This window comes from Photobacterium sp. TY1-4, from assembly GCF_025398175.1.
Taxonomy (GTDB): domain Bacteria; phylum Pseudomonadota; class Gammaproteobacteria; order Enterobacterales; family Vibrionaceae; genus Photobacterium.
Genome location: NZ_CP099734.1, coordinates 2,908,645 through 2,929,622, shown reverse-complemented (window position 1 = coordinate 2,929,622; position 20,978 = coordinate 2,908,645). Strand labels below are relative to the sequence as shown.

17 protein-coding genes are annotated in these 20,978 nt (G+C 54.8%); 14 read left to right on the top strand and 3 right to left on the bottom strand.

Annotated features, from left to right (window positions below):
• The first annotated feature begins 37 nt into the window (after positions 1-37).
• From ribF to carB, 8 genes are all read left to right on the top strand, one after another.
• Positions 38-1,009 (top strand): bifunctional riboflavin kinase/FAD synthetase, encoded by a 972-nt coding sequence (gene ribF / locus NH461_RS13675; RefSeq protein WP_261600881.1) that lies wholly within the window; start codon positions 38-40, stop codon positions 1,007-1,009.
• On the top strand, positions 1,006-3,855 hold the full coding sequence (gene ileS / locus NH461_RS13670) for an isoleucine--tRNA ligase (RefSeq protein WP_261600880.1): 2,850 nt from the start codon (positions 1,006-1,008) through the stop codon (positions 3,853-3,855). Before ribF ends, ileS begins: the two co-directional genes overlap by 4 nt.
• On the top strand, positions 3,855-4,385 hold the full coding sequence (gene lspA, locus NH461_RS13665; RefSeq protein WP_261600879.1) for a signal peptidase II: 531 nt from the start codon (positions 3,855-3,857) through the stop codon (positions 4,383-4,385). The genes ileS and lspA overlap by 1 nt, the downstream gene beginning before the upstream one ends.
• Before the next feature lie 160 nt (positions 4,386-4,545).
• A complete protein-coding gene (gene fkpB, locus NH461_RS13660; RefSeq protein WP_261600878.1) occupies positions 4,546-4,980 on the top strand; it encodes an FKBP-type peptidyl-prolyl cis-trans isomerase in 435 nt (144 codons plus the stop codon).
• A 12-nt stretch (positions 4,981-4,992) separates the two neighbouring features.
• Entirely contained in the window at positions 4,993-5,937 is a 945-nt protein-coding gene (gene ispH, locus NH461_RS13655; protein WP_261600877.1) for a 4-hydroxy-3-methylbut-2-enyl diphosphate reductase, read from the top strand.
• Positions 5,938-6,056: 119 nt separating this feature from the next.
• The gene (gene dapB, locus NH461_RS13650; RefSeq protein WP_261600876.1) at positions 6,057-6,866 is read left to right on the top strand and encodes a 4-hydroxy-tetrahydrodipicolinate reductase; all 810 of its coding nucleotides are present in this window, start codon (positions 6,057-6,059) and stop codon (positions 6,864-6,866) included.
• A 589-nt stretch (positions 6,867-7,455) separates the two neighbouring features.
• Positions 7,456-8,595: a glutamine-hydrolyzing carbamoyl-phosphate synthase small subunit gene (gene carA / locus NH461_RS13645; RefSeq protein WP_261600875.1), complete on the top strand. Its 1,140-nt coding sequence runs from the start codon at positions 7,456-7,458 to the stop codon at positions 8,593-8,595.
• Between the two features lie 16 nt (positions 8,596-8,611).
• Positions 8,612-11,836, top strand: a complete 3,225-nt coding sequence (gene carB / locus NH461_RS13640; RefSeq protein ID WP_261600874.1) for a carbamoyl-phosphate synthase large subunit — start codon at positions 8,612-8,614, stop codon at positions 11,834-11,836.
• Positions 11,837-12,017: 181 nt separating this feature from the next.
• Here the strand turns inward: carB and dacB are convergent, their stop codons facing one another.
• Positions 12,018-13,427: a serine-type D-Ala-D-Ala carboxypeptidase gene (dacB, locus tag NH461_RS13635; RefSeq protein ID WP_261600873.1), complete on the bottom strand. Its 1,410-nt coding sequence runs from the start codon at positions 13,425-13,427 to the stop codon at positions 12,018-12,020.
• Positions 13,428-13,523: 96 nt separating this feature from the next.
• Entirely contained in the window at positions 13,524-14,522 is a 999-nt protein-coding gene (locus NH461_RS13630) for a porin (RefSeq protein ID WP_261600872.1), read from the bottom strand.
• Positions 14,523-14,565: 43 nt separating this feature from the next.
• Here NH461_RS13630 and NH461_RS13625 point away from each other — a divergent pair, with 43 nt between their 5' ends.
• Together NH461_RS13625 and greA are read left to right on the top strand one after the other, a co-directional pair.
• Complete coding sequence (locus NH461_RS13625; RefSeq protein ID WP_261600871.1) at positions 14,566-14,766, top strand: hypothetical protein; 201 nt, start codon at positions 14,566-14,568, stop codon at positions 14,764-14,766.
• Positions 14,767-15,018: 252 nt separating this feature from the next.
• Positions 15,019-15,492 carry a transcription elongation factor GreA gene (gene greA, locus NH461_RS13620; protein WP_261600870.1) on the top strand — a complete coding sequence of 158 codons (474 nt, stop codon included), beginning with the start codon at positions 15,019-15,021 and terminating at the stop codon, positions 15,490-15,492.
• A 103-nt stretch (positions 15,493-15,595) separates the two neighbouring features.
• Here the strand turns inward: greA and yhbY are convergent, their stop codons facing one another.
• A complete protein-coding gene (gene yhbY / locus NH461_RS13615; RefSeq protein ID WP_261600869.1) occupies positions 15,596-15,892 on the bottom strand; it encodes a ribosome assembly RNA-binding protein YhbY in 297 nt (98 codons plus the stop codon).
• A gap of 138 nt (positions 15,893-16,030) precedes the next feature.
• Here yhbY and rlmE point away from each other — a divergent pair, with 138 nt between their 5' ends.
• The 4 genes from rlmE to glmM all read left to right on the top strand — a co-directional run bounded on the left by rlmE (position 16,031) and on the right by glmM (position 20,937).
• On the top strand, positions 16,031-16,660 hold the full coding sequence (gene rlmE / locus NH461_RS13610) for a 23S rRNA (uridine(2552)-2'-O)-methyltransferase RlmE (RefSeq protein WP_261600868.1): 630 nt from the start codon (positions 16,031-16,033) through the stop codon (positions 16,658-16,660).
• A 41-nt stretch (positions 16,661-16,701) separates the two neighbouring features.
• A complete protein-coding gene (ftsH, locus tag NH461_RS13605) occupies positions 16,702-18,669 on the top strand; it encodes an ATP-dependent zinc metalloprotease FtsH (protein WP_261600867.1) in 1,968 nt (655 codons plus the stop codon).
• A 76-nt stretch (positions 18,670-18,745) separates the two neighbouring features.
• Complete coding sequence (gene folP, locus NH461_RS13600; protein ID WP_261600866.1) at positions 18,746-19,579, top strand: dihydropteroate synthase; 834 nt, start codon at positions 18,746-18,748, stop codon at positions 19,577-19,579.
• A 20-nt stretch (positions 19,580-19,599) separates the two neighbouring features.
• Positions 19,600-20,937, top strand: coding sequence for a phosphoglucosamine mutase (gene glmM, locus NH461_RS13595; RefSeq protein WP_261600865.1), 1,338 nt, complete (start codon positions 19,600-19,602; stop codon positions 20,935-20,937).
• Positions 20,938-20,978: the final 41 nt, after the last annotated feature.

Sequence of the window (20,978 nt, the reverse complement as noted above, 5' to 3'; positions counted from 1 at the left end):
CCGTCAGTTTTTCACTCTGCGAACATGATATCGGCACATGGAATTAATCCGAGGCATACATAACATCAAGCCAGAGCATCACGGTTGCGTGTTGACGATCGGCAACTTTGATGGGGTTCATCTGGGTCATCAGGCTGTGTTGCGTCAGGTGCTGGCCAAGGCACAGACGCTAGGTCTGCCGGCGACGGTGATGAGCTTTGAGCCGCAGCCGATGGAACTGTTCGCCGGAGAAAATGCGCCGGCCCGACTGACGCGCTTTCGTGACAAATATCTGCAACTCAAGCAGGTCGGTGTTGATCGCCTGCTGTGTGTCAACTTTAACAGCCGTTTTGCCGACATGTCGGCACATGACTTTGTTCGTCGCTTGTTGGTTGAGCAATTGGGTGTTAAGTTTTTGGTTGTCGGTGATGATTTCCGCTTCGGCCAGGGCCGGCGCGGCGATTTCGCAACCCTGGTTGCGGCCGGAAAGGAATTTGGGTTTACGGTGGTCAGTACCCACAGCTTTTGTGTTTCGGCACAACGGGTGAGCAGTACCGCGATCCGTGAAGCCCTGGCAAATGATAATTTGCCCTTGGCTGAGTCCCTGCTGGGACGTCCGTACAGTATCAGCGGACGGGTGTCCCACGGGCGGAAACTTGGCCGGACGATCGGTTTTCCGACCGCCAATGTCCCGTTGAAGCGCCGGGTGTCTCCGGTCTCCGGGGTGTATGCGGTTGAGGTCTATGGCGTCAATGGCGAACCGGTTCCCGGGGTTGCCAATGTTGGTCGCCGACCGACTGTCAATGGTGTCCGGCAACAGCTGGAAGTACACCTGTTTGATTTTCAGTCTGATCTCTACGGGCATCAGATTGAGGTTGTGCTGCATCATAAGCTGCGTGACGAAATAAAATTCGAATCATTCGATGCGCTCAAAGCGCAAATAGAGCGTGATGCTCAAACAGCACGGGTGTGGCTGTCTGAGCGTAAAAATGTCCCACTTCGCCCAAGTAACGGAATCGAGAATCAATGAGCGACTATAAAGATACCCTGAACCTGCCTGAAACAGGGTTTCCGATGCGAGGCAATCTTGCGAATCGCGAACCTGCGATGCTTAAGCGTTGGTATGATGAAGATCTTTACGGTGAAATCCGTAAAGCCAAAAAGGGTAAGAAATCCTTTGTATTACACGATGGCCCACCATACGCCAACGGTGATATTCACATTGGTCACGCACTGAATAAGATTCTTAAAGACATCATTATTAAGTCGAAGACGCTGTCGGGATATGACGCGCCTTACATTCCTGGCTGGGACTGCCACGGTCTGCCGATCGAACTGATGGTCGAGAAGAAAGTCGGTAAGCCGGGTCAGAAAGTGACCGCGGCAGAGTTCCGTGAAAAATGCCGTGCCTATGCGGCGGGTCAGGTGGAAGGCCAGAAAGAGAGCTTTATCCGCCTGGGCGTGCTGGGTCAGTGGGACAAGCCATATCGCACTATGGATTTTGCAACCGAAGCGAACATCATTCGCTCGCTGGGCAAAATTGCCGATCAGGGCCACCTGCTCAAAGGCTTTAAGCCGGTCCACTGGTGTACTGACTGTGGTTCTGCCCTGGCAGAGGCCGAAGTTGAATATAAAGACAAAATGTCGCCGTCGATTGACGTGAAATTCAAGGCTGCGGACGAAGCTGCTGTGGTTGCGAAGTTCAGCTGCGCCGAAGGCCATCAGGGCCACGGCGATGTTTCGATCGTGATCTGGACTACCACGCCTTGGACGCTGCCGGCCAACCGTGCCGTTGCCGTGCGTGATGATCTGGAATACGTGCTGATCCAAACGGAAGGCGAAACCCCTGAGCGTCTGATCGTCGCTGCCGAGCTGGCAAGTGATGTGATGGCCCGTGCCGGTGTTGAGCACTACCATAACCTGGGCTTCTGTAAAGGGGCTGACCTGGATCTGCTGCGCTTCCACCACCCGTTCTACAACTTTGATGTTCCGGTGATCCTGGGCGATCACGTGACCACCGAGTCCGGTACCGGCTGTGTTCACACCGCCCCTGGCCACGGTCAGGAAGACTTCGTGGTGGGCCAGAAGTACGGTCTGGAAGTCGCCAACCCGGTCGGCAGCAACGGCGTTTATCTGCCGGATACCGAGCTGTTTGCCGGCCAGCATGTGTTCAAAGCCAACGATGCCGTCGTTGAAGTGCTGAAAGAGCACGGCGCGCTGCTGCACCACCATGCTTACGAGCACAGCTACCCGCACTGCTGGCGCCACAAGACGCCGATCATCTTCCGTGCCACCCCGCAGTGGTTCGTATCGATGGATCAGGCCGGTCTGCGTGCCAAAGCGCTGGAAGAAATCAAAGGCGTCCAGTGGATGCCGGAGTGGGGTCAAAATCGCATTGAGTCGATGGTTGAAGGCCGTCCGGAGTGGTGTATCTCCCGTCAGCGCACCTGGGGCGTGCCAATTGCCCTGTTCGTACATAAAGAAACGCAAGAGCTGCACCCGCAGACCAGCGAGCTGATCGAAAAAGTAGCTCAACTGGTTGAGCAAAAAGGGATTCAAGCCTGGTGGGATCTGGATCCGACCGAGCTGATGGGCGCTGAAGATGCGGCGAACTACGAGAAAGTACTGGATACCCTGGATGTCTGGTTTGACTCTGGTGTAACGCACTTCTCTGTGGTCGACAGTCGCGAAGAGTACAACGGCCACAGCGCCGATCTGTACCTGGAAGGCTCTGACCAGCACCGCGGTTGGTTCCAGTCGTCGCTGATCTCATCGGTTGCGATGAAAGGCAAAGCACCATACAACCAGGTTCTGACCCACGGTTTCGTGGTGGATGGCCAGGGCCGGAAGATGTCAAAATCGATCGGCAACGTGGTGGCGCCAAAAGATGTGACCAATAAACTGGGTGCGGACATCCTGCGTCTGTGGGTGGCTTCGACAGACTACACCGGCGAAGTTGCGGTCTCGGATGAGATCCTCAAGCGCTCTGCCGATGCGTACCGTCGTATCCGCAACACCGCGCGTTTCTTCCTGGCCAACCTGAGTGGCTTTAACCCGGCGACCGATTGCGTTGCGCCGGAAGAGATGGTCGCGCTGGATCGCTGGGCAGTGGGCTGTGCCAAAGCCGCTCAGGAAGACATCATTAAAGCGTATGGCGAGTACAATCTGCACGCCGTGACGCAGCGCCTGATGCATTTCTGCTCCATCGAAATGGGCTCATTCTACCTGGATGTGATCAAGGACCGTCAGTACACCGCCAAACGCGGTGGCCACGCACAGCGTAGCTGTCAGACCGCGCTGTACTACATCGTTGAAGCGCTGGTTCGCTGGATGGCGCCGATCATGTCGTTCACTGCCGACGAAATCTGGAACGAGATGCCGGCTGCCCAGGGCAACGGCGAGTCCCGTGAGAAGTTTGTCTTCACCGGTGAGTGGTTCGAAGGCCTGTTTGGTCTGGCGGACGGCGAAGCGCTGAACAACGAATTCTGGACCGAGATCCAGCAGGTTCGTGGTGCGGTGAACAAGCTGCTGGAAGCTGCCCGGAACGAAAAAGTCATTGGTGGCGCACTTCAGGCCGAAGTGACGCTGTTCGCGACCCCGGCGCTGGCTGCGAAGCTGAACCAGCTGGAAGATGAGCTGCGTTTCGTCCTGTTGACCTCGAAAGCCGAAGTGGTGGTTGCCGAGAGCCAGCCGGAAGGCGCGCAAGCAACGGAACTGGAAGGTCTGTTTGTTGCAGTTGCCGCGTCTGAGGCTGAGAAGTGTGATCGTTGTTGGCACCATGTCGCCGATGTCGGTGCGATTGCAGGCCATGAATCGATCTGCGGTCGCTGTGTGAGCAACGTCGACGGTGACGGAGAAGAGCGTAAGTTTGCCTAATGACAGAGTTATCGCCGAAACAGAAATTATCATGGAAGGACTCCGGCGTGCGCTGGCTGTGGCTGGCGGCTCTGGTCTACCTTGTCGATATTGGCAGCAAGCTGCTGGTGATGAACACCATGGAGTATGGCTGGCCGAACCGGATTGAACTGCTGCCGTTTTTCAACCTGCTGTATGTTCATAATTACGGTGCGGCGTTCAGCTTCCTGAGTGACGCCGGTGGCTGGCAGCGTTGGTTGTTTACGGCAATCGCATTAGGGGTTTGTAGCTTACTGATTTTCTGGATGCGTCGTGCGCCGGCCTCACACAAACTGGCCAACAGCGCGTATGCCCTGATTATTGGTGGCGCACTGGGCAATTTGTCCGATCGGCTGTATCACGGCTTTGTCGTGGACTTCCTTGATTTTTATGTCGGGAAACACCACTGGCCGGCATTTAATATAGCGGATATGGCGATTTGCCTCGGGGCCGGTTTGATTATTCTGGAAGGCTTCCTGGCCGATAAGAAGAAACAGCCTGCGAACCACTAATCTCAGTCAGAGACGATAACCCTGAGCGCTGTCCGTTGATACGGACGGCGCTTTGTTGTTAAATGGGCGCTAATGATACAGGCCCCGGTGGTCCGGACTCAGGTTACCGCGAGTTTCGGAGCGGCGTGCGCCATCCAATACAAGATGTTAAGGACCCTACATGTCGGTGATTACGCAAAACAGTGAAGTTCTGATGCACTTTGCCATTAAGCTTGAAGATGGCTCGGTTGCAGAATCAACCCAGGTCATGGGCAAACCGGCAAAATTTCGCATGGGTGACGGCAGCCTGACCGACAACTTTGAGCAGTGTCTACTGGGGCTGAAAGCCGGTGACAAGAGCAGCTTTGAGCTGGCGCCGGAAGATGCGTTTGGGTTGCCGAACCCGGACAATATTCACCATGTCGATCTGCGCAAGTTCGGGACGGACGCTCCGGCGGAAGTGGGCAATATTATTGCCTTTGCCGGTCCGGACGGGCAGGATATCCCGGGCGTGATCACGGCCGTTGCCGGCGATTCCGTAACTGTAGATTTCAACCATCCGCTCGCCGGGCAGCGGGTGACGTTCGACGTTGAAGTCGTGACCATAGAGAACTAAGAGCAATCAGCAATGAAAATCTTACTAGCCAATCCACGCGGGTTCTGTGCCGGTGTTGACCGTGCCATCAGTATTGTTGAACGGGCACTGGAGCTGTATCAGCCACCGATTTATGTTCGCCATGAAGTGGTGCACAACCGCTTTGTCGTGGAAGGGCTGAAGCAACGCGGTGCGGTCTTCGTTGAAGAGTTACACGAAGTGCCGGATGACAATATCGTGATCTTCTCCGCCCACGGTGTTTCGCAGGCGGTTCGTAACGAAGCCAAGGCGCGCCAGCTGACGGTCTTCGATGCTACTTGTCCGCTGGTGACCAAGGTTCATATGGAAGTCGCCCGTGCCAGCCGCCGTAATATGGAAGTGGTGCTGATTGGCCATGCCGGCCACCCTGAAGTCGAAGGGACCATGGGACAGTATGCCAGCGACACCGGTGGCATGTATCTGGTGGAAACCCCGGCCGATGTCGACAAGTTGATGGTCAAAGATCCGTCCAACCTGCACTATGTCAGCCAGACCACGTTGTCGGTGGATGAAACGGCCGATGTGATCGACAAGCTGCGCGAAGTCTTCCCGCAGATCCAGGGGCCGCGTAAAGATGATATCTGCTATGCGACCCAGAATCGTCAGGACGCCGTGCGCGAGATGGCGGAAACTGTCGATGTGATGATCGTGGTCGGCTCGAAGAACTCCTCCAACTCAAACCGCTTGCGTGAGCTGGCAGAAAAACTGGGGACGCCGGGATATTTGACCGATTGTCCGGAAGATGTCCAGCCGGTCTGGTTTGACGGCAAGCAGAAAGTCGGGATCACCGCCGGCGCCTCAGCGCCGGAAGCGCTGGTGAATCAGATTATTGCCCGGATCCAGGAGATCAGCGGCGCGGAAGTCGAAGAGCTGTCTGGCCGCGAGGAGAACATGTTCTTTGAAGTGCCGCGTGAGCTGCAGGTCAAAAATGTGGGTTAATTGCCCCGTGTGAATTTTTTTCAGAGCCCCGGCCTGCAGCCGGGGCTTTTTTTATCCGGGTCAACAGGCTACATTGGTGGGCTACCACTTAATCCAGATGATCAGGGAGACTTCACGCAATGGTCAGAATTGCGATTGCAGGCGCGGCAGGGCGCATGGGACGTCAGTTGCTTAAGGCGACACACCTTTCGGAGCAGGCGACATTGGGTGCGGCGACAGAGCGCAGCAGCTCATCTTTGGTGGGCGTCGATGCCGGAGAGCTGGCCGGGGTGGGTCCCGTGTCGGTCACCATTGTGGATGATCTGGCGGCGGCGAAAGATGATTTTGATGTACTGATCGACTTTACGGCCCCGGTTGCCACATTGGCAAACCTGGCGTTTTGTCGCCAACACGGCAAGAAAATCGTGATCGGGACGACGGGGTTCAGTGACGAAGAGCGTCAGCAGATCGATGAGGCAGCCAAGCAGGTGCCGGTGGTGATGGCACCGAACTACAGTGTCGGGGTCAACCTGGTGTTTAAGCTGCTGGAAAAAGCAGCCCAGGTGATGGGCGATTATTGTGATATTGAAGTCATTGAAGCGCACCACCGTCACAAGGTCGATGCTCCGTCCGGGACCGCAATCGGCATGGGTGAGGCAATTGCCGGCGCGATGGGCAACAAGCTCAGTGATGTGGCGGTCTATGCCCGCGAAGGGATCACCGGCGAGCGCAGCCGGGATGAAATCGGTTTTGCCACCATCCGTGCCGGTGACATTGTCGGCGAACATACTGCGATGTTTGCCGATATCGGCGAGCGGGTTGAAATTACTCACAAAGCGACGGATCGGATGACGTTTGCCAATGGTGCCGTGCGCGCGGCTGCCTGGCTCAATGACAAGCAGCCGGGTTTCTACACCATGCAGGATGTCCTCGGACTGGATACGCTGTAAACACCTGACGCTTCCCATTTAGCTTCTTTCTTCAACAGGGTGATGCGCCATCAGCAATGGCTGCATCACCCTGTTTTTTTCGAATTCATAATTATTATGCTCTTCCGGACGTAACATGCATAAATAGTGAATTTTATCGTTTGAACATGCCTGTGCGTTTGGTTGCGTTATCTCTGAGGGGGGATGCTCTTATTTCATGTTTGTTTTGGCTGTTTGGGTTTAATTTTTTACCATTCCCTGTAAAACGGTATCTAAAGTTGGCTTTTTTTCACCATTTTTGATGAGGTTTGTTGGTTTTGTTCTGAGGGTGTTTTAGGCAAACGTTAAACTCAATTTTCGCCTCTGCCGGGAGCGCAGGATTAACGACTTTTGTGTGCTTTATCCGGGTTAGGAGGGCGGTTTTTGCTGGTGAGGCTGAAAATAAAATTTATTTTGGCCGTTCGGTTGACACTTTTCACAGCGATCTCTAGAATGCGCGCAATTTGTCAAAATTCAGCTTGACTCGCTTTTTGACTTTGTATGGAATGGGTAATTGCAAGTTTATCTGTTTTAGCTGCATTTTTATTATTCTAAATCTCTGGAGGTTGTCTTGAGCAAATCAGCGCTGTTAGTCCTGGAAGATGGGACAGTGTTCCACGGCGTGTCCATCGGGGCAGATGGTTCGGCTGTTGGTGAAGTCGTTTTTAATACCTCGATGACGGGGTATCAGGAAATCCTCACCGACCCCTCTTATTCTCAACAGATTGTGACTCTCACTTACCCCCATATTGGCAATACCGGAACCAATTCCGAAGACGAAGAATCCTCCTCCATCCACGCGCAAGGCCTGGTGATTCGCGATCTCCCGCTCATCGCTTCCAACTTCCGTAGTCAGCAATCCCTTTCTGATTATCTCAAATCCCAAAACATCGTCGGCATTGCAGACATTGACACCCGTAAACTGACACGCCTGCTGCGTGAGAAAGGGGCGCAAAATGGCTGCATCATGGCGGGCAATCACCAGGATGAGGCGCTGGCGCTGGCCAAGGCGAAAGATTTCCCGGGTCTGAAAGGTATGGATCTGGCGAAAGTGGTGACAACGGCTGAAGTTTACCCATGGAAGCAGGGCTCCTGGACCCTGACCGGCGGCTTGCCGGAAGCAAAAGATGACAGCGAGCTGCCGTACCATGTCGTGGCCTATGACTTCGGTGCCAAGCGCAATATTTTGCGCATGCTGGTTGACCGTGGCTGTCGCCTGACGGTGGTACCGGCCCAGACCTCGGCAGAAGAGGTGCTGGCGATGAACCCGGACGGTGTGTTCCTGTCCAACGGACCGGGCGACCCGGAGCCGTGTACCTACGCGATTGAAGCGACCAAAGTCTTTCTGGACAAAGGCTTGCCGATTTTCGGCATTTGTCTGGGGCACCAAATTCTGGCCCTGGCCAGCGGCGCGCAAACCGTGAAAATGAAATTCGGCCACCATGGTGCCAACCACCCGGTGAAAGATCTGGACCGCGATGTGGTGATGATCACCAGCCAGAACCACGGCTTTGCGGCGGACGAGGCGACGCTGCCTGAAAACCTGCGTGCCACGCACAAATCGCTATTTGACGGCTCGCTGCAGGGGATCCACCGCACCGACAAGCCGGCGTTCAGCTTCCAGGGCCACCCGGAAGCCAGCCCGGGCCCGCATGACGCGGCACCACTTTTTGACCACTTTATCGATCTGATTAAACAGCACAGCGCCTAAGCCGGAGTAGTAAGCAATGCCAAAACGTACTGACATTAAAAGTGTTCTTATCCTGGGTGCCGGCCCAATCGTGATCGGCCAGGCCTGTGAGTTCGATTATTCGGGTGCCCAGGCGTGTAAAGCGCTTCGTGAAGAAGGCTATCGCGTGATTCTGGTGAACTCGAACCCGGCGACCATCATGACCGACCCGGAAATGGCGGATGCGACCTACATCGAGCCGATCCACTGGGAAGTGGTACGCAAGATCATCGAGAAAGAGCGTCCGGATGCCGTGCTGCCGACCATGGGCGGCCAGACTGCACTGAACTGTGCGCTGGATCTGGAGCGCCATGGCGTGCTGGCAGAGTTCGGCGTTGAGATGATTGGTGCGACAGCAGATGCGATTGATAAAGCGGAAGATCGCTCGCGTTTCGATGCGGCGATGAAATCAATTGGCCTGGAATGTCCGCGTGCCGATACCGCCAAAACCATGGAAGAAGCTTACCGAGTCCTGGATATGGTCGGCTTCCCTTGTATTATCCGTCCGTCGTTCACCATGGGTGGGACCGGCGGCGGGATTGCCTATAACAAAGAAGAGTTCGAAGAGATCTGCCGCCGCGGCCTGGATCTGTCTCCAACCAATGAGCTGCTGATTGACGAGTCGCTGATTGGCTGGAAAGAGTACGAGATGGAAGTGGTTCGTGATAAAAACGACAACTGCATCATCGTCTGTTCGATCGAAAACTTCGATGCGATGGGGATCCACACCGGTGACTCCATCACGGTCGCCCCGGCGCAAACCCTGACCGACAAAGAATACCAGCTGATGCGAAACGCCTCGCTGGCGGTCCTGCGAGAAATCGGTGTTGAAACCGGGGGCTCGAACGTTCAGTTCGGGATCAACCCGAAAGATGGCCGCATGGTGATCATCGAGATGAACCCGCGGGTTTCGCGCTCTTCTGCGCTGGCCTCGAAAGCGACCGGTTTCCCGATTGCCAAAGTTGCCGCCAAACTGGCGATTGGCTTTACCTTAGATGAGCTGATGAACGACATCACCGGTGGTGCGACACCGGCCTCGTTCGAACCAACCATTGACTACGTCGTCACCAAGATCCCACGCTTTAACTTCGAGAAATTTGCCGGTGCCAATGACCGTCTGACCACGCAGATGAAGTCTGTCGGTGAGGTGATGGCGATTGGCCGTAACCAGCAGGAATCTCTGCATAAAGCCCTGCGCGGCCTGGAAGTGGGCGCGACCGGCTTCGATGAGATGGTCGACCTGGATGAGCCCGATGCGCTGACCAAAATCCGCCATGAGCTGAAAGATGCGGGTGCCGAGCGGATTTGGTACATCGCTGATGCTTTCCGTGCCGGCCTGTCCGTCGATGGCGTGTTTAACCTGACCAACATCGACCGCTGGTTCCTGGTTCAAATTGAAGAGCTGGTGAAACTGGAGAACGACGTGAAAGAAGGCGGCTTTGCCGGCCTGAATGAAGGGGTGTTGCGTCGGCTCAAGCGTAAAGGTTTTGCCGATGCGCGTCTGGCGAAGCTGTTGGGTGTGGCTGAAACTGAAATCCGCAAGCTGCGTGACCAGTTCAACATTCACCCGGTCTACAAGCGTGTGGATACCTGTGCTGCTGAGTTCTCTTCAGACACCGCGTACATGTACTCATCGTATGATGACGAATGTGAAGCACAGCCGACGGACAAAGACAAAATCATGGTCCTGGGCGGCGGTCCGAACCGCATTGGCCAGGGCATCGAGTTTGATTACTGCTGTGTGCATGCCTCCCTGGCCCTGCGTGAAGACGGTTACGAGACCATCATGGTGAACTGTAACCCGGAAACGGTTTCAACCGACTACGACACGTCAGACCGCCTGTACTTCGAGCCGGTGACGCTGGAAGATGTGCTGTCGATTGTTCGTGTTGAGCAGCCGAAAGGGGTGATTGTGCAGTACGGTGGCCAGACGCCGCTGAAACTGGCCCGTGCCCTGGAAGCGGCGGGTGTGCCGATTATCGGGACCAGCCCGGATGCGATTGACCGTGCCGAAGACCGTGAGCGGTTCCAGGCTGCTGTAGAGCGTCTGGGGCTGAAACAGCCTGAGAATGCGACCGTGACTGCGCTGGAGCAAGCGGTTGAGAAATCAAAAGAAATCGGCTTCCCGCTGGTCGTACGTCCATCCTATGTTCTGGGCGGTCGGGCGATGGAAATCGTCTACGACGAAGCTGACCTGCGCCGTTACTTCAACGAAGCAGTGAGCGTGTCGAACGAATCGCCGGTACTGCTGGATCGCTTCCTTGATGATGCCACTGAAGTCGATGTCGACGCGATTTGCGACGGTGAGCGTGTGGTGATTGGCGGGATCATGGAGCACATCGAACAAGCGGGCGTTCACTCCGGTGACTCGGCTTGTTCGCTGCCGGCTTATACGCTGAGCCAGGAAATCCAGGACGAGATGCGCCGTCAGGTTGAGAAACTGGCGTTTGAGCTGGGCGTTCGTGGCCTGATGAACACCCAGTTTGCGGTGAAAGACAACGAAGTGTACCTGATTGAAGTCAACCCACGTGCGGCGCGGACTGTGCCGTTTGTCTCCAAGGCAACCGGTGCCCCGCTGGCCAAGATTGCTGCGCGCGTGATGGCGGGTCAGACACTGGAATCTCAGGGCTTTACCAAGGAAATTATTCCGCCTTACTACTCAGTGAAGGAAGTGGTGCTGCCGTTCAACAAGTTCCCGGGTGTTGACCCGCTGTTGGGCCCGGAGATGCGCTCGACCGGTGAGGTGATGGGTGTGGGCGATACGTTTGCCGAAGCTTTCGCCAAAGCGGAGCTGGGCTGTGGTAAAGAGAAGCAGGCCAAAGGCCGTGCGCTGCTGTCGGTTCGCGGCAATGACAAGCAACGTGTCGTAGACCTGGCGTCGAAGCTGGTGAAGCAGGGCTATGAGCTGGATGCGACCCACGGCACGGCGGTGGTTCTGGGTGAAGCCGGGATCAACCCGCGCCTGGTGAACAAGGTTCACGAAGGCCGTCCGCACATCCTGGATCGGATCAAGAACAACGAGTACACCTACATCGTGAATACGGCGGAAGGCCGCCAGGCGATCGAGGACTCGAAGGTCCTGCGTCGCGGCGCGCTGGCAGAGAAGGTGAACTACACCACAACCCTGAACGCAGCGTTTGCAACCTGCATGGCCTGGTCAGCAGATGACCGCAACAAGGTCACTTCAGTGCAGGAACTGCATGCCCGGATCAACCAGGGGTAACACCTCTCCTGAAAGGCGCATCCTCTGAAAGGCTACGCCATGCTAAATACCAAGAGCCCGCTTTGTGCGGGCTTTTTTTGTCTGGTGTTTGCGGTCAGCCGGCAGAAGTGAGTCAGTGTGCCGTGCCGGTGGGAGGTCGTGATGCTTTGCCCCGGGAAGCCCGGGGCGGCAAGGGTAGCGATTAATAGTTGCGGTAGAGACTCTGGTAGAACCGGCGCTCAAACTGTTCAATCGGTGGTGCAATGCCCGGGGTGTCCTGCTCGGGCGGGTGATAATTGGTGATCAGTTGAACAAACAGCAGGTTCTTTCCGGACTGGGTGGTGACGATCCCGGCCAGGTTGTGGGTGCCGAACAATGAGCCGCTTTTGGCGAGAATATGCCCTTCCAGCGGCTGGTGGCGGATGCTCTGGCGATATTGCAAGGTTCCGCTCTGACCGCTGATCGGCAGGGTGCGGAGTAAGTTTAACTGCTCATCGTGCTGATAGAGGTAAGTGATCACTTCCATCATCAAGCGGGCAGTCAGGCGGTTGTTGCGCGATAGGCCGGAGCCGTCGACCAAGACGGCCTGGCTCAGGTCGAGACCGGCCTTCTCGGTCAGGATCGCTTTCATGGCGGCGACCCCGTTGGCGAAGGTGCCGGGTTGGGTGAAGTACACTCGGCCCAGCGTTTTCAGCAAGTTATCAGCGATCAGGTTATCCGAGTCCTTGACCATGGTCTCGAGCAAGGTCGCGAGGGGGGCCGAGCGATGGCGGGCCAGGTGCTCTCCCTGGGCCTGATCATCCCGGCGGATTTGGCCGCGAAAACGGATCCCGGCACGTTTGAGCTCATCCCGGATCACCGCCGCCGTATAGTCAACGGTATCCTGAACTGCGAAATTCAGCGGTAGCGGTTTTTTGCGCTCCGGCAGGCAACCACTGAGCTGATAGCGGTTGCCCGGCGCGGTTATCAGGCTCAACTCGCAATAGCTGGCTTCTTGCTCGGCTTGGGTGACCACCCGGGCATCACTGCTGACGGTGATCGGCTGATGGCGGGGCACATTGACCCGGGTCAGCGCACCCGGCGACCGGTTACTGTAAAGTGCTCCCTGTACGCAGTTGTGCTCCAGCGAGATACTGCTCGACGGGGCGCTGTAGCAGACCCCCAGAATATCCCACGGCCAGCCCGGTGCCTGTTCATGGCCATCGAACACGGCCCCATTCAGTAAAATATCCCCTTCAATCCGGGTGATCTGGTGTAGCTTCAGCTGACGGAGCAGATCGGCCAGTTGGGTGCGTGAGAGCAGGGGATCGCCGCTAAAGCGGAGGATGATGTCGTTTCCCCGGCGCTCCAGGTCCGTCGTAAAATAAAACTCATCCGGCAGATAGAGCCTGGCTGCCAAGGCGGTGAGCAACTTTTGGGTGCTGGCCGGCGCCTGAAGCTGATGCTCACGCTGGGAATACAGGATCTCCCCCGTGGCCGGATCAGCCACGATCAGTGCGGCATCGTGGCCGGCCGGGAGCAGGCTGAGTGCCTGTCGGGGAGAGAAAACGGGGGTTGCTAGGGCCTGGGCACAGAGCAGGAAGCTGAGAAAAAACGTCAAAACACGGAGCATGATCAGCATCTGGTTGGGGAAATATGGGGGTATCTTAACGAAAAAAGGCATCCCCCTGAAAGAGGGACGCCTTCGTCTCAGGCGATTGCCGGAGGATTAGAAGTCGTAGCGGGCACCCAGGACGAACTCGTCAGAGGCCGCGGATTTGCCGACATCTTTCTCGTCCAGGTTGTTGAACTTGTAAGATGCGTAGGTACGGAAGTTCTTGTTGAAGTAGTGTGTCGCGTCAACGGCAATGGAGTCACGCAGGTCGATGTTGTTGTCTTTATCTTCCAGGTAGTTGTAGGTCGCGATAAACACGGTTTTACCCAGTGTGTAAGAAGCTGCGAACTCATAGCCCTGAGAGTCTTTGATCAGCACATCGTCGACCACAGTATCTTCAGCATCCTGGTACAGGGCGGCAACGTAGAAATCACCCAGGGTGTACGAGATCGCTCCGAAAGCCTGCTTGGCTTTCTCAGTGTTCAGGGCGCCGTAGCCGTCCTGCTCACCGTAGCCGGCACCGAAGGCCAGACCCATCTCCATCGCATAGATGGCGCTTGCAGAGTAACCGTTGACATCGTATTCACCGGCTGTGTTTTCATTGTCGCCGTCAAACACGTAGTTGGCACCCAGCACCAGGTTATTGCCGCCCAGGTCAAATGAGCCGATATAGGCCAGGTTGTTGCCGGTACGGTCGCCCGCGTCAATTTTATTCCCGGCCTCGTTACCATGGTAGGCCATGATATCGGTGAAGTCTGTCAGTGCCGCCAGGGAGCCGTCGGTCTTACCATACACCACTTTCCCGAAGTCGCCGCCGATCCCGGCGTTCAGGTGACGGTTGTTGAGATCTTCACCGTCTTTGTACTCGCCTTCCCAGAAGCCGAGACCATAGATGCTTTCAGTGATGTCTGTTTTACCGGCAATGTTGACACGCACACGGGTTTGGTCGGTTACTTTGTTGCTGCTGGTCTCGGTGTCCTTCATCAGCGCGCGGGCTTCAAAGCGACCGCCAACAGCCAGGCTTGACGTTTCATCCGAGTAAACTTCGGCCGCGTTGGTGACGGTAGAAAGAGAAGCGGCTGCTACTGCCAGAGCAATCATTTTTTTATTCATTGTCGAATCCTTTTAGAAATCCTTTTTGGAATGAATCAGTTGTATGCATGAGAATGCTAAATGCATGGTGTTCTTTTTACTGGTTCTACTTTGGCCAGAGGTAGTAAAAAAAACTGAAAAATACTCTTTTGATAGCGGTTTTGCGCTGCTTTATGTGGGAATGTCGCTTACTATCAGTTGGTTAGGGAATGCCTGGAAAGTTCTGGCTTCCGGTTGGGTTTTAGTTGTCTTTAGATGGTTTTGAAGTTTTTAGAGTCGGATTAATTTGTAACATTGAATGGATTTGTGACTCGATACGCATCAATTGAAGGCACGTTCTTGTAGGGCGATGCTTTTCCGTCGCCGATTTCTGATCCGGGGTGATCTCTGGCGTATCTTTGTTTAAAATGAATTCTGATCCCGATTAACGACGTTGGTTCAGCAACACTGCTGGGCTAACTTTTTTTTGCCTAAAAAAGTGCTGAGCACTGAAACAGGTATTGAGGTGAGTAAAGCTATGGAAAAGGTTCCAATGACAGTGCGCGGCGAAAAAATGCTGCGTGAAGAGCTGGAAGCACTAATGAAGCGTCGTCCTATTATCTCTCAGGCCATCGGCGAAGCACGCGAGCTGGGCGATCTGAAAGAGAACGCTGAATACCATGCTGCCCGCGAAGAGCAGGGGATCTGCGAAGCGCAGATCCGTGATATTGAATATAAGCTCTCTGTTGCCCAGGTGATTGATGTCTCGAAAATGGCCAACACCGGCAAAGTAATTTTCGGAACCACGGTGACCCTGATTGATGTCGATACCGACGAAGAAGTGCGCTATCAAATCGTGGGTGATGATGAGGCGGATATTAAGGCAGGGCGGATTTCTGTGAACTCACCGATTGCCCGGGGCCTGATAGGTAAGATGCAGGACGATGAAGTCACGATCACCACACCAGGTGGTCAGCGTGAGTTTGAAATTGCGGAAGTGGCCTATCTCTGATAGCACCCGGCCGCGATATTGTTAAGGAATGTTAAGGTTGCTGGCAATTCATGGCAATTTTGCCATGATAGCGGTATAAAAAAGGCCGCATCGGCGGCCTTTTTTATTTGCGAGGAAGCTCGATTTTACGTTCTTCGCTCTGGCGGTACAGCACCAGGGTCTTACCGATCACCTGAACTTTTTCCGCTTTGGTCTCACGCACGATCGCATCAACGATCAAGTCTTTGGTCTCGCGCTCTTCAGCCGCGACTTTTACTTTGATCAGTTCATGGTGATCCAGCGCGAGTTCGATCTCAGCCAGGACGGCTTCGGTCAGACCGTTTGCACCCATAAGGACAACAGGTTTCAGGTTGTGAGCAAGGCCTTTCAGGTATTGCTTCTGTTTGGTGCTTAGATTCATGATGGCTCTATTTTGCTAATCAGGGTTGAAAACAGGGTATTCTAACGCCATCTAGTCTAGAAGACTAATTTGTTTAGTATGTGTCACGGCAACGTGGGCCATTATACTTTATAAGTACGCTCACTCATTAGGTAAATCATGAGTAAAAAAAAGCATTCGGCCAGCTCTGGCCGTTGGCTGAAAGAACACTTTGACGATAAGTATGTTCAGGAGGCTCAGAAAAAAGGTTATCGCTCACGGGCGATTTTTAAAATTGAAGAGATCCAGCACAAAGACAAACTGCTCAAGCCCGGGATGACCGTGGTCGACTTGGGGGCCGCGCCTGGGGGCTGGTCGCAGTATGCTGCCGAGATCGTGGGTGATGAAGGCCAGGTGATTGCCTGTGATATTCTGCCGATGGACTCGCTGCCTGGCGTGAGTTTTCTTCAGGGGGATTTTCGTGAGGAAGCGGTGCTGGATGCGTTGCTTGAGCGTATTCAACCGGATATGGTCGATGTGGTGCTCTCCGATATGGCGCCGAACATGAGCGGCAATTTAGCGTCGGATCAACCTAGAGCAATGTATCTTGTTGAACTAGCATTAGATATGTGTAGACAAGTCCTTGCCCCGAACGGCAGCTTTGCGGTGAAGGTATTCCAGGGGGAAGGCTTTGACCCGTATCTGGCGGAAGTTCGGAGCATGTTCAAAGTGGTCAAAATCCGGAAACCGGATTCATCACGGGATCGTTCTCGTGAGGTTTATATTGTAGCTACAGGTTACAAACTGTAGTACCCTAAAATTAATCTTTTAGTTATCGCGAGGTTAACACCTTGAGTGACATGGCAAAAAACTTGATTTTGTGGTTAGTCATCGCTGTGGTTCTGATGTCTGTTTTTCAGAGCTTCGGTCCGGGTGATACGGCTGGCCGTCAAGTCGACTATACAACCTTTGTCCGTGAAATCGGTCAGGATCAGATTAGGGAAGCGCGATTCAATGATCGTGAAATCACCGTGTTTAAGCGGGATAACACGCGATACGTTACTTATCTGCCTGTCCTAAACGATCAAAAGCTACTAGACGACCTAATTAACGCGAATGTGAAAGTTGTCGGAACCCCACCGGAAGAGCCGAGCCTGCTGGCATCGATCTTCATTTCCTGGTTCCCGATGTTGCTTCTCATTGGTGTGTGGATTTTCTTTATGCGCCAGATGCAGGGCGGCGGTGGCAAGGGTGCCATGTCGTTCGGTAAATCCAAAGCGCGCATGATGAGTGAAGATCAGATCAAAACCACCTTCAGCGACGTTGCCGGCTGTGATGAAGCCAAAGAAGACGTCAAGGAGCTGGTGGACTATCTGCGTGATCCGAGCCGCTTCCAGAAACTGGGCGGTAAAATCCCGACCGGTGTCCTGATGGTTGGCCCTCCGGGTACGGGTAAAACCTTGCTGGCCAAAGCGATTGCCGGTGAAGCCAAAGTCCCTTTCTTTACCATTTCCGGTTCTGACTTCGTTGAAATGTTCGTCGGTGTGGGTGCATCCCGTGTTCGTGATATGTTCGAACAAGCCAAGAAGGCTGCGCCTTGTATCATCTTTATCGATGAGATTGATGCCGTGGGCCGTCAGCGTGGTGCAGGTGTCGGTGGTGGTCACGATGAGCGTGAGCAAACCCTCAACCAGATGCTGGTTGAGATGGATGGCTTCGAAGGTAATGAAGGGATCATCGTGATTGCGGCAACCAACCGCCCTGACGTACTGGATCCGGCGTTGCTGCGTCCTGGTCGTTTCGACCGCCAGGTGGTAGTTGGCTTGCCGGATGTTCGCGGTCGTGAACAAATCCTGAAAGTCCACATGCGTAAGGTTCCGTTGGACGGTGATGTGAAACCGGCCCTGATTGCACGCGGTACCCCGGGCTTCTCCGGTGCGGATCTGGCGAACCTGGTCAACGAAGCGGCGCTGTTTGCTGCCCGTGGCAACAAGCGCACGGTCTCAATGGTTGAGTTCGAGCTGGCCAAAGACAAGATCATGATGGGCGCCGAGCGTAAGTCGATGGTTATGACGCAAGAGCAGAAAGAGTCAACGGCTTACCACGAAGCGGGCCATGCTATCATCGGCCGCCTGGTGCCTGATCATGATCCGGTATACAAGGTCTCGATTATCCCGCGTGGTCGTGCGCTGGGTGTCACCATGTACCTGCCGGAGCAGGATCGTGTGAGTCATTCTCGTGAATTCCTGGAATCGATGATCTCCAGCCTGTACGGCGGCCGTCTGGCAGAAGAGCTGATTTACGGGGTAAACAAGGTCTCGACCGGTGCGTCTAACGATATCGAACGTGCAACCGACATCGCCCGTAAAATGGTGACGCAGTGGGGCTTCTCTGAGAAGCTGGGTCCATTGTTGTACGCCGAAGATGAAGGCGAGGTATTCCTGGGCCGCTCTGTGACGCAGACCAAGCACATGTCTGATGAAACGGCGCGTGCGATTGATACCGAAGTTCGTGCAATCATTGATCGTAACTATGAGCGTGCGCGTGAAATCCTGGAGCAAAACATGGATATCATGCATGCGATGAAAGATGCGCTGATGAAGTACGAGACGATTGATGCCGGTCAGATTGACGATCTGATGGAGCGTAAAGCGGTGATCCGTGCGCCGAAAGGCTGGAGCGATGAAAGCGATACGCTGAATGCCGAGAAAGCGGGTGAGGCGAAAGACGCCGAAGCGCCTGCCGAGCAAAATCCGGCGGCTGAAAGCGCTCAGGCACCGGCAGCTGAAAACAAGGAAGACGACAAGCCGCAAGCTTAGTTGTTACCGTGACTCCAAAAACCCCGAGATGCCTCGGGGTTTTTTTATGGTTGTTTGGGATGGGAGGTAACGAAACATGATCCTGACCAGTAAAGAGAAAACCCTCGATTTAAGTACGCCTCATGTGATGGGGATCCTCAACGTAACTCCGGATTCCTTCTCTGACGGCGGCCAGTTTAACCAACTCGACAGCGCCATGTTCCGGGTTGAGGAAATGCTGGCGGCAGGCACCACGTTTATCGATATCGGTGGCGAGTCGACGCGTCCGGGCGCGGCGGAGGTGTCAACGGATGAAGAATTGGCCCGGGTGGTGCCGGTCATTGAAGCCATACGTCAGCGTTTTGACTGCTGGATCTCGGTTGATACCAGTAAAGCCCAGGTTATGACGGAATCAGTCCGGGCCGGTGCAGATTTGATCAATGACATTCGCGCCTTGCAAGAGCCGGGGGCGCTGGAAGCCGCGGCCAGAGCGGGCGTACCGATTTGTTTGATGCATATGCAGGGGCAACCGCGTACAATGCAGCATCAGCCTCATTATGAAGATCTGCTCCGCGATGTGGGTGGTTTTCTGGCCGGCCGGATTGCCGCTTGTGAGCAAGCCGGGATTCCGCGGGAGCGGCTGTTGCTGGATCCGGGGTACGGATTTGGTAAAACTGTGGAGCACAACTATCAACTGTTGGCACACCTGGATAAATTTCATCAGTTTGGTTTACCGTTGCTGGTTGGTATGTCGCGTAAATCAATGATTTTTAAGTTACTTAATAAAAAACCTGCCGAATGTTTGGCCGGCAGCCTGGCCTGTGCGGCCATTGCTGCGATGAAAGGGGCGCAAATCATTCGTGTTCACGACGCACAGGAAACCGTTGATGTGCTGAAAGTGTGTCAGATGACGCTGGCGCAGGAAAAATAATCAATAGCTAGGAGCTGAGAATGGCTGAACGTAAGTATTTTGGTACGGATGGGATTCGTGGTTTGGTCGGGCAGTCGCCAATCACCCCGGACTTTGTACTGAAACTTGGCTGGGCGGCAGGTCGTGTCCTGTCGAAGCAGGGCACCAAAAAAGTCCTGATCGGAAAAGATACCCGGATTTCCGGTTATATGCTGGAATCGGCGTTGGAAGCCGGTCTGGCGGCAGCGGGCTTGCAGGCAGCCTTTACCGGTCCGATGCCGACCCCGGCTGTGGCTTACCTGACGCGGACGTTCCGCGCCGAAGCGGGGATTGTGATTTCAGCCTCCCACAACCCGTATTACGATAACGGGATCAAGTTCTTCTCCTCAGAAGGGACCAAGTTACCGGATGAGATTGAACTGGCGATTGAAGAAGAAATGGACAAACCGCTGACCTGCGTGGAGTCGGCCCTGCTGGGAAAAGCCAGCCGGATAAACGATGCAGCGGGCCGCTATATTGAATTCTGTAAGGGCACCTTCCCGTCAGAGCTGAGCCTGGCAGGCTATAAAATTGTGGTGGACTGTGCCCACGGTGCGACCTACCACATTGCCCCGAACGTATTCAAAGAGTTGGGCGCGGACGTGATCACCCTGGGGTGCGAGCCGAACGGCACCAACATCAACGACAAGGTTGGGGCAACGGATGTGGCGGCGCTGCAGGCTAAAGTTCTGGCTGAGCAGGCTCACTTTGGGGTTGCGCTGGACGGTGATGGCGACCGCGTCATCATGGTCGATGAAGAAGGCAATAAGGTCGATGGCGATCAGATTGCTTATATTATTGCCCGGGATGCGCTGCGTCGCGGTGAACTCAAAGGCGGTGTGGTGGGCACCCTGATGACGAACCTGGGGATGGAAGTCGCCCTGAAGAACCTGGGGATCCCGTTTGTCCGGGCGAAAGTGGGTGATCGCTATGTGCTGGAAGAGTTGAAAAAACACAACTGGCTGATTGGCGCTGAAAACTCCGGCCATGTGATCCTGCTCGATAAAGTCACCACCGGTGACGGTATTGTCGCGGGTCTGCAGGTCATGGCTTCAATTGTCGGCAGTAAGATGTCGCTGAAGGATCTCTGCGACGGCATGACCATGTATCCCCAGGTGCTGGAAAATGTCCGTTTTACCGGTGATGCCAACCCGCTGGAATCGGAAACCGTGCTGGCTGCCCAGGCCGAAGTTGAAGCACAACTGGGCGACAATGGTCGCGTGCTGCTGCGCAAGTCGGGTACCGAGCCGTTGATCCGAGTGATGGTTGAGGGCAAAGATGCTGATTTAGTGAAAGAATCTGCGCTGGCCATTGCCCAGGCCGTGAAAGAGAACTGCTAAGACCATGGGCGGCCAAGAGTCGCCCGATTTTTTCGGTCTTG

Bases quoted from the DNA above. Each gene is read 5' to 3' on its own strand.
- carB (WP_261600874.1), top strand. From the start codon at position 8,612: ATGCCAAAACGTACTGACATTAAAAGTGTTCTTATCCTGGGTGCCGGC.
- yhbY (WP_261600869.1), bottom strand. From the start codon at position 15,892: ATGAATCTAAGCACCAAACAGAAGCAATACCTGAAAGGCCTTGCTCAC.
- NH461_RS13625 (WP_261600871.1), top strand. From the start codon at position 14,566: ATGCATGAGAATGCTAAATGCATGGTGTTCTTTTTACTGGTTCTACTT.
- ileS (WP_261600880.1), top strand. From the start codon at position 1,006: ATGAGCGACTATAAAGATACCCTGAACCTGCCTGAAACAGGGTTTCCG.
- ribF (WP_261600881.1), top strand. From the start codon at position 38: ATGGAATTAATCCGAGGCATACATAACATCAAGCCAGAGCATCACGGT.
- rlmE (WP_261600868.1), top strand. From the start codon at position 16,031: ATGAGTAAAAAAAAGCATTCGGCCAGCTCTGGCCGTTGGCTGAAAGAA.
- fkpB (WP_261600878.1), top strand. From the start codon at position 4,546: ATGTCGGTGATTACGCAAAACAGTGAAGTTCTGATGCACTTTGCCATT.
- folP (WP_261600866.1), top strand. From the start codon at position 18,746: ATGATCCTGACCAGTAAAGAGAAAACCCTCGATTTAAGTACGCCTCAT.
- ispH (WP_261600877.1), top strand. From the start codon at position 4,993: ATGAAAATCTTACTAGCCAATCCACGCGGGTTCTGTGCCGGTGTTGAC.
- greA (WP_261600870.1), top strand. From the start codon at position 15,019: ATGGAAAAGGTTCCAATGACAGTGCGCGGCGAAAAAATGCTGCGTGAA.
- glmM (WP_261600865.1), top strand. From the start codon at position 19,600: ATGGCTGAACGTAAGTATTTTGGTACGGATGGGATTCGTGGTTTGGTC.
- lspA (WP_261600879.1), top strand. From the start codon at position 3,855: ATGACAGAGTTATCGCCGAAACAGAAATTATCATGGAAGGACTCCGGC.
- NH461_RS13630 (WP_261600872.1), bottom strand. From the start codon at position 14,522: ATGAATAAAAAAATGATTGCTCTGGCAGTAGCAGCCGCTTCTCTTTCT.
- dacB (WP_261600873.1), bottom strand. From the start codon at position 13,427: ATGCTCCGTGTTTTGACGTTTTTTCTCAGCTTCCTGCTCTGTGCCCAG.
- dapB (WP_261600876.1), top strand. From the start codon at position 6,057: ATGGTCAGAATTGCGATTGCAGGCGCGGCAGGGCGCATGGGACGTCAG.